The sequence below is a fragment of the Enterobacter sp. UPMP701 genome (genome assembly GCF_053709515.1).
Genome location: NZ_JBSKJN010000029.1, coordinates 1 through 7,121, shown reverse-complemented (window position 1 = coordinate 7,121; position 7,121 = coordinate 1). Strand labels below are relative to the sequence as shown.

Annotated in this window: 3 protein-coding genes and 1 pseudogene; 2 read left to right on the top strand and 2 right to left on the bottom strand. The window is 51.9% G+C overall.

Features of this window, described 5'->3' with window-relative positions:
* Together ACWKXT_RS24045 and ACWKXT_RS24040 are read left to right on the top strand one after the other, a co-directional pair.
* Positions 1 to 150 (top strand): annotated as a pseudogene (locus ACWKXT_RS24045) (RHS repeat-associated core domain-containing protein); the annotation flags it as partial.
* Between the two features lie 1,409 nt (positions 151 to 1,559).
* Positions 1,560 to 4,487 carry an RHS repeat-associated core domain-containing protein gene (locus ACWKXT_RS24040; protein ID WP_454533548.1) on the top strand — a complete coding sequence of 976 codons (2,928 nt, stop codon included), beginning with the start codon at positions 1,560 to 1,562 and terminating at the stop codon, positions 4,485 to 4,487.
* A gap of 331 nt (positions 4,488 to 4,818) precedes the next feature.
* Here ACWKXT_RS24040 and ispG read toward each other — a convergent pair whose 3' ends face one another.
* Both ispG and ACWKXT_RS24030 read right to left on the bottom strand, forming a co-directional pair.
* Positions 4,819 to 5,934 carry a flavodoxin-dependent (E)-4-hydroxy-3-methylbut-2-enyl-diphosphate synthase gene (gene ispG / locus ACWKXT_RS24035; RefSeq protein WP_454533549.1) on the bottom strand — a complete coding sequence of 372 codons (1,116 nt, stop codon included), beginning with the start codon at positions 5,932 to 5,934 and terminating at the stop codon, positions 4,819 to 4,821.
* Positions 5,935 to 6,305: 371 nt separating this feature from the next.
* Positions 6,306 to 7,121, bottom strand: an 816-nt coding sequence (locus tag ACWKXT_RS24030) for a hypothetical protein (protein ID WP_454533547.1), incomplete at its 5' end; no start/stop codon positions are given.

The following is a 7,121-nucleotide window of genomic DNA, read 5'->3' as shown; positions in this document are numbered from 1 at the left end:
GACGCGACGGGGCTGTACTACTACGGGTACCGGTACTGCCAGCCGTGGTCGGGGCGGTGGCTCTCCGCAGATCCGGCGGGGACGGTGGACGGCCTGAACCTGTTCCGGATGTGCCGCAATAATCCCGTCACGCTTAAGGATGAGGACGGTCGAACATCTTATACCGAGCTGGAACTACAGAAGGTCCGCAATGATATAGCAAAAGGCACCTATTCCGATCACCACCGCCGGTATTTTGAGGAAGAAGCGCTTGGCTCCAGGCAGACGGCCCAGGTAGAACTGGAGCGAGCTGCCGTAGACTCATTGCCATATATTCATAGTGATGAAGACGGCGTCCTGTATCGGGGGGTCAGCATGCCTTCTGATGAGCTCAAAAGGCTGCATGCAGGAGATACAATTCAGAACAGCCAGTTATCATTCTTCAGTTCATCCCGGGCCGTTGCACGAAGTTTTGCTACCCTGCAGAACCAGGTGGCTGGAAATGTTCCTGTTATCTTCAAAATCCGGGGAATACCTTCCTGTATTTTCCATAAGGGCCTGAAAGGTGGGGCGGCTTATGCTTCCATGTTCGATATGTTTGGTCTTAACGGGCTGAGCCGTAACGCAATGCGGGAAGAGATATCTGCCAGCACAGAGGCCGTTCTGCCACCCGGACATATGTTCAGTATTACCAGCATCAAACATGGTGACAGTAGTATAACGAGTTTTAAAAGAGCCTGGACAGGATTTAAGGCGTCAGTTCCTGCGTTCCTGGGAACCAGAATGACCCGGCTTCGCCACCGGCTGAATATCGGAAGCTATCAGCACAGGATTGCACCGCTCATGGACAGCAAAGAGAGGGCTCATAAAATTGCGGGCACGATGTTTACGACTCACATGACGCCGGGGAAGCTTTCGTTTGCCGATCCGGTCAAAAACGTGACCAGAATAACGATCAGCTATAGCGGTTACAGCCAGAGAAAAAATACCACGGCGGCTTCTCATTTTCTTTGACGATGTTCTGCGTCTCTGAGGGAGGCTGCCCGTCTCAATTTCTGAGTCATCACTATGAAAAACCGGTCCTGTGAATTCTGACAGGGGCCGGTTTTTTTGATCGGAACAGCACATGACTATCAGCCAGAATTTGCGGTATATCTCATGTCCCTGCCAGAGATGACCTTGCGCTACGGAGCGACCAGCCGGGCAGCCATTCTTCCCTGCTGACCCGGTCGATGTCCACCACCTTGTACCTGCGGGTATTACAGCTGTCCGGAAAGAAGATTGCCTGCGCCGCAGGGATCATTATAAACAGTCAGACATCACTCTACTCCCGATTTACAGGACTCTTCGTGGTCATCCCCCTCAGGATCATGAATTCATGTGGTTATGCCACCCTGATATTCCCTCACATTTCTGTCCCGGCAGGCATCCGCGCTTATGTGAATATTTCATCAGCGGATTAACCGTATTCAGACTGATTTATGAAATAAGCATAAACCGGATCAGGCAAAGTATGCCTGCATATGCCTTACGGCACGTCCGGGACCGTTTTACACGTCCCTTTTACCAGAGAAAATATCATGACAATTCCATTAACCGGTTCCCTTCATCGGGGGACTCCGACCATACAGGTATTTGACAACCGCGGTCAGACGATCCGCACCCAGCAGTTTCACCGGGATGATGTCGGGCAATCAGCAGCTCTGCGACTGACGCGAACAACCTATTCTCCCGGTGGCTTTCCGCTGGCCACGTACGATCCCCGCCTTCAGATACCCGTGCGTAGCTGGAGTCCCTCCCTTAGTGGAGCCACCCTGCAGACCCTTAGTACCGATGCCGGTACTGACTGTACGCTCGGTGATGCAGAGGGAAGGCCTTTATGGCAGCTCGATGCCAGGGGAACCATACGTCGCTGGCACCGTGAATCACCGGCACTGCCTGGTCGCCTGCTCGCCGTAAGTGAACAGTCTCCCGGAGATATTCCCCGGTTCCGGGAGCGCTATGTGTATGCTCCGGTCACCGCAGACAGTCAGGCGTATAATCTCTGTGGACACATCCTCCGTCACTACGATCCTGCTGGCCGTCAGGCTGTACTGTCCGTGGGGCTGGGGGGACAGGTATTACGTCAGCAGCGCCATCTTTGTGCGGATACCGCGCGTCAGCCGGAGTGGAAAACGATGACTGAAACCGACTGGGAAATGCTGCTGGCACCGGCGGGAGCTATCACAACCCTTGTTGTTGACGCCTGTGGCCAGGGCGTGCGTCAGACAGATGCAGCCGGCCATGTACAATGCCAGCGTTATAACATTGCCGGACAGCTGGTACAGCGGACACTGCAACGCAAAGGGAATTTTGTCCTGCAAACATTACTGGCCGACATGACCTATACCGCTGACGGGAACATACAGCAGGAAACGCTGGGGAACGGTGTTGTAACGCGCTATGAATATTCACCACAGACAGGCAGACTGGTAAGTCTGAAAACTACCCGTTCCACCACCGGGATCCCGCGCGCCCGGATACTTCAGGACCTGCGTTATACTTATGATCCGGTCGGAAACGTACTGTCTGTTCGCAACGACGCGGAAGAAACACGCTTCTGGCGCAATCAAAAAGTGGTGCCGGAAAACACGTACGTCTACGACAGTCTGTACCAGCTGATCCAGGCTACCGGGCGCGAATCATCAGATAATGTCACATCTGGCGACGGGCCAGGGCAACAGCCAGTTATCCAGCTTCCTGGCGACGTGGCCAACCGAAGCGTGAACTATTCCCGCCACTACCGTTACGATGCATCCGGAAACCTGGTTCGTATCCGTCATCACGGGGCGTCGAGATGGAGCCGGGAGCTGACCGTGTCAGATCGCAGTAACCATGCCCTTCTTAAGCAGGGAATGTGGGGAGCTATTACGCCACAGACGGTTGATGCCCACTTTGATGCAGCAGGAAACCAACGAGCACTTCAGCCCGGACAGAATCTGGTCTGGAACGAACGTCAGCAGCTGGCGATGGTCAATACCTCCGCCCAGGTTGGGGATCAGCGCACCACACAACCTCAGGAGTACTATCTGTATGATGCCGGTGGGCTGAGAGTGGTGAAAGAAACCCTGCCGCAGGCACGCAAAGCCAGCCACCGCGAAACGGTGGTGTATCTCCCCGGACTTGAATACCGGAGCTGCCGACAGGGCAACAACACAACCGAGTCGCTGGCGGTTATTCTTGCGGGTAACGTACAGGTGCTGCACTGGGATCGCGAGAATGAAGTACCATCAGGGATGAGCAATGGCTGCGTGCGATATAGCCTGAGCGGCACAACCGGAATGAACAGCATGGAGCTGGATGAAAAGGGAAATATCATCAGTGCGGAGGAGTATTTTCCGTACGGTGGAAGCGCGTGGCGGGCTTCACGCAGCGCGGTGGAGACACGATATCGTACTCACCGTTATTCGGGCAAGGAGCGTGATGCGACGGGGCTGTACTACTACGGTTACCGATACTACCAATCGTGGGCGGGCCGCTGGCTCTCCGCAGATCCGGCGGGAACCGTTGACGGTCTGAATTTGTACCGTATGGTACGAAATAATCCGGTAACCCTCAGCGATCCTGATGGCCTTGCGCCAGTCGGTTCAGAAGCGCGACTGAAGCAGATTGCTTATGACTTATTCGTTGAGAATATACGGCGAGCAGGTCTTCACATCGAAGAATATAAAGCCATTCACCGGGTTGCCGTAGAAAAAACATGGCATATTAATGTCCGCACGGGAAATAGTGCCCGCGTGTCTTACGTTGGCAAAATGGGGGTCAGGCCAAAACCGGCGGGCGTATACCAAAAAACGTTCAAAGGTGAAAATAATGAGGGGCTTGTGCTTTACACGGCAGACCAGGCGGAAAAAGCCCGACAGGATTTGCAGACAATCAATACCCCTTCTGCCCATGCTCCGGAGGCGCTACAGGTTCTGAGCCGGGAGGGTTTCCGTCTGCGGCCGATTAACGAAGAGCAGGCAGCCCTTGTTGACGGATTCGGGAATGCGGTATACGGCGACATTGATATCCACAGTGTGCTCGATGAAAATGGCAGCCAGGTTGCGCCGGAGGAATGGGTCCCGGTTCTGAATGCAGCGCTGGAGAGTACCGGGTTGCATAAGGCGGATAACCTGCTTGGATGGGGGGATCATTCTCTGACCAAAACCTATGGCGTTAAGGCTCATTCCCCCATACAGCATGGTGCTCATGATGAATGGCACGAACGCAATGACGAAACCTATGCCGGAGGCATCAATATGGGACCCCAGCCAGGTGTACTGAATATCCGAGGGCTGTCCAGACTGGATGATTATGAGTTATTCACAACCGAACAATATCGGGTATATATGAAGGCTTTTGCGTCGAACGGAGACAGTGTCTATACCGAAGCGGCCTGGGACAAAGGTGCTGCCCGAACAAACCCGGTAAGCCGACTGCGCGCCACCGGCATTCTGTCAGGTTTACAGAAACGGTATAAGCTGTAAATTTCAGAGGAAAGCCTTTTTATCGGCGCTGTTTTCCGGAAAAATGGATTATCTCCCCCAGCCTGCCTTTCAGCCCGTCTCGTTCAGAGTTCGGAACGGGTCAGAGCCTGCTCTTCGAAAGAGCAGGCTCTGATTTTTTTGTCCGACGCTCGCCAGTAATAGGTATCGATCGTAAATCCACACACAAACGTTTTATCAAAGCAGTTAAGGGCTCGCGGGTTCATCCCCTTTGACGAAGAAAGCAGGGAGAGACAGAGAGTGCGGATCCTTCATATTCCCCTTCACTTTTCATCCGGTGGTTAAAAGCCAGGTCATTTTCCGTCACGGAGCGTCAGTTCAGTGCTTTTACCTGAATGCGCTCAGCCTCGATCATTCTGACCCTTGACCTGATCCTGGCCTCAAGCTGGGCGACAATCTGATGATTGTCCAGACGTTCCTTCTGTCGCACTCCATTCTCGTAGAATCCACTTTTTTTATGGCCCCCTGTCACACCAAGCGCAGAGACCAGCGCTTCCCCAGGACCGTTCACGATACAGCCAATGATGGAAACATCGAGGGGGGTGGTGATGTCCTCCAGTCGTTGTTCAAGGGCATTCACCGTACCGATAACATCGAATTCCTGTCGTGAGCAGGTTGGACAAGCGATAAAATTGATCCCCCGGGAACGAATGCGCAGGGCATTCAGGATATCAAAACCGACCCTGACTTCTTCAACCGGATCGGCGGCCAGCGAGACACGCAGTGTATCGCCAATCCCTTCAGCCAGCAGCCTGCCCAGACCTACGGCTGACTTTACCGCGCCGCTACGCATTCCCCCAGCCTCCGTGATCCCCAGGTGCAGCGGCTGGTCTATTCGTGCAGCCAGCAGACGGTAGGCCCCCACGGCAAGAAATACGTCTGAAGCTTTCACACTCACCTTAAACTGGTCAAAATTCAGCGCATCAAGAATATCCACATGGCGCATAGCAGATTCAAGCAGGGCTTGTGGCGTCGGCTCGCCATACCTGGCCTGAATGTCTTTTTCAAGCGAGCCCCCGTTTACCCCGATACGGATCGGTATATTCTTATCCCTGGCGCAGTCCACCACGGCACGGATCCGGGCCTGATTCCCTATATTTCCCGGATTGATACGCAGACAGTCAGCACCATATTCAGCGACCTTCAGCGCTATCCGATAGTCAAAATGGATATCCGCCACCACTGGAACCCCGACCCGCTGTTTAATTAAGCGAAATGCATCGGCGGCCTCCATCGTGGGAACAGAAACCCGGACGATATCCACTCCCACCCGTTCAAGTTGGTTAATTTGTCGGACCGTCGCCTCCACGTCACCTGTGGGGGTGTTCGTCATCGACTGAACCGTGATCGGGGCTCCATCCCCCACAGGCACGCTGCCAATATAGATTCGGGTTGATTTTCGCCTTACTACAGATGGTGTCCTGCTCATCACTTCATCCTTATTCTTACGTTCCGTAGAGGTCGTCATACACCCTGTGGTGACACGACCGGTTTTAAACAGCAATGGCGATACCGGAAAATCCGGCTGTCCCTGATACATTGTTGGCGTTACATAATAAAAATTCACGTTTCACTCAGTGAATTGAATCTGGATAAACAATCATAAAAACATGGCTGAGACACATTAATTTTATGATGCGTGTGACGTTAACCAGGTTTAATAACATTAATTCTTCGTATGTGGCTCGCCTCACACTAGGTGGATTAAACAGATTTACTGAGCAGCAATCATGAAGAAGCACAGACGTCCAGCTAGCCTGATGACTGTGCCCAAATTCGGCTGCTATGTCAGGAAACCCGTTAGTTCTCCCTTAAGCTCTGATTTAGCATGGAAACTCTACTCGCAAAGAGCCTTCTGTTACCGTTAAGTACCAGGGCAGTTACAGAATCAGCATTGTCGAGAGTTGACTCTATTCTGAATTGCGTATCTGTCCGTAATCTTGTTGCAATTCCATCAGTCGCAGGAATATTCCCCAACCAATCTTCCGGAATATTCCAGTCATATTCTGTCATGAGTTCCTGCTGCGAATAAGATGTAGTAAGGGCAAATTTTTCAAGTGCTTGAACATCCGTTTGATTTATAATTCCCTCAATCTCATCGTGGTATACAGGAAGATACCAGTAATCTTTTGTTCCCATAAACGGATGTGAGAATTCATGGATCAACGTTTGTACTAAATGCGCAGAGCTGCCTGTCGGAGTATCGATATTGATATAGATTCTATTTTCAGGATCATTAGGTATTGTAAATGCAGCTGTATTATCTGAAGAGGGGGCGCGGAACCCCACTATATTTGCTTGATTTTCGCCAAGGTGATAAGTATCAATAGCGGAGCTCAAATTTGCCAGCTTTGTGGTTAAAACATCAATAACAGACTGCATATGCCCGGTTTCTAATTCTCCAGCAAAAAGCCAGCCTTGTACAAAATTTCTACCCTGCTCAGTTCTGAACCTTACAGATGCAGTCTTCACTATATCCGAAGCAATCTCGAGGGCCTTCCTTAACACTGTGCCAAATTTTTCATTTGTATTCGCTATTTGATCAAGTCCCCTATGTGTCAGTTCATAGTCAGGATCTATACGCTGACTTTCAAAAGTATCCTTATTAACAGGATT

What these genes read in the sequence shown, in the direction of transcription:
- ACWKXT_RS24040 (WP_454533548.1), top strand. Translation starts at nt 1,560, where the DNA reads ATGACAATTCCATTAACCGGTTCCCTTCATCGGGGGACTCCGACCATA.
- ispG (WP_454533549.1), bottom strand. Translation starts at nt 5,934, where the DNA reads ATGAGCAGGACACCATCTGTAGTAAGGCGAAAATCAACCCGAATCTAT.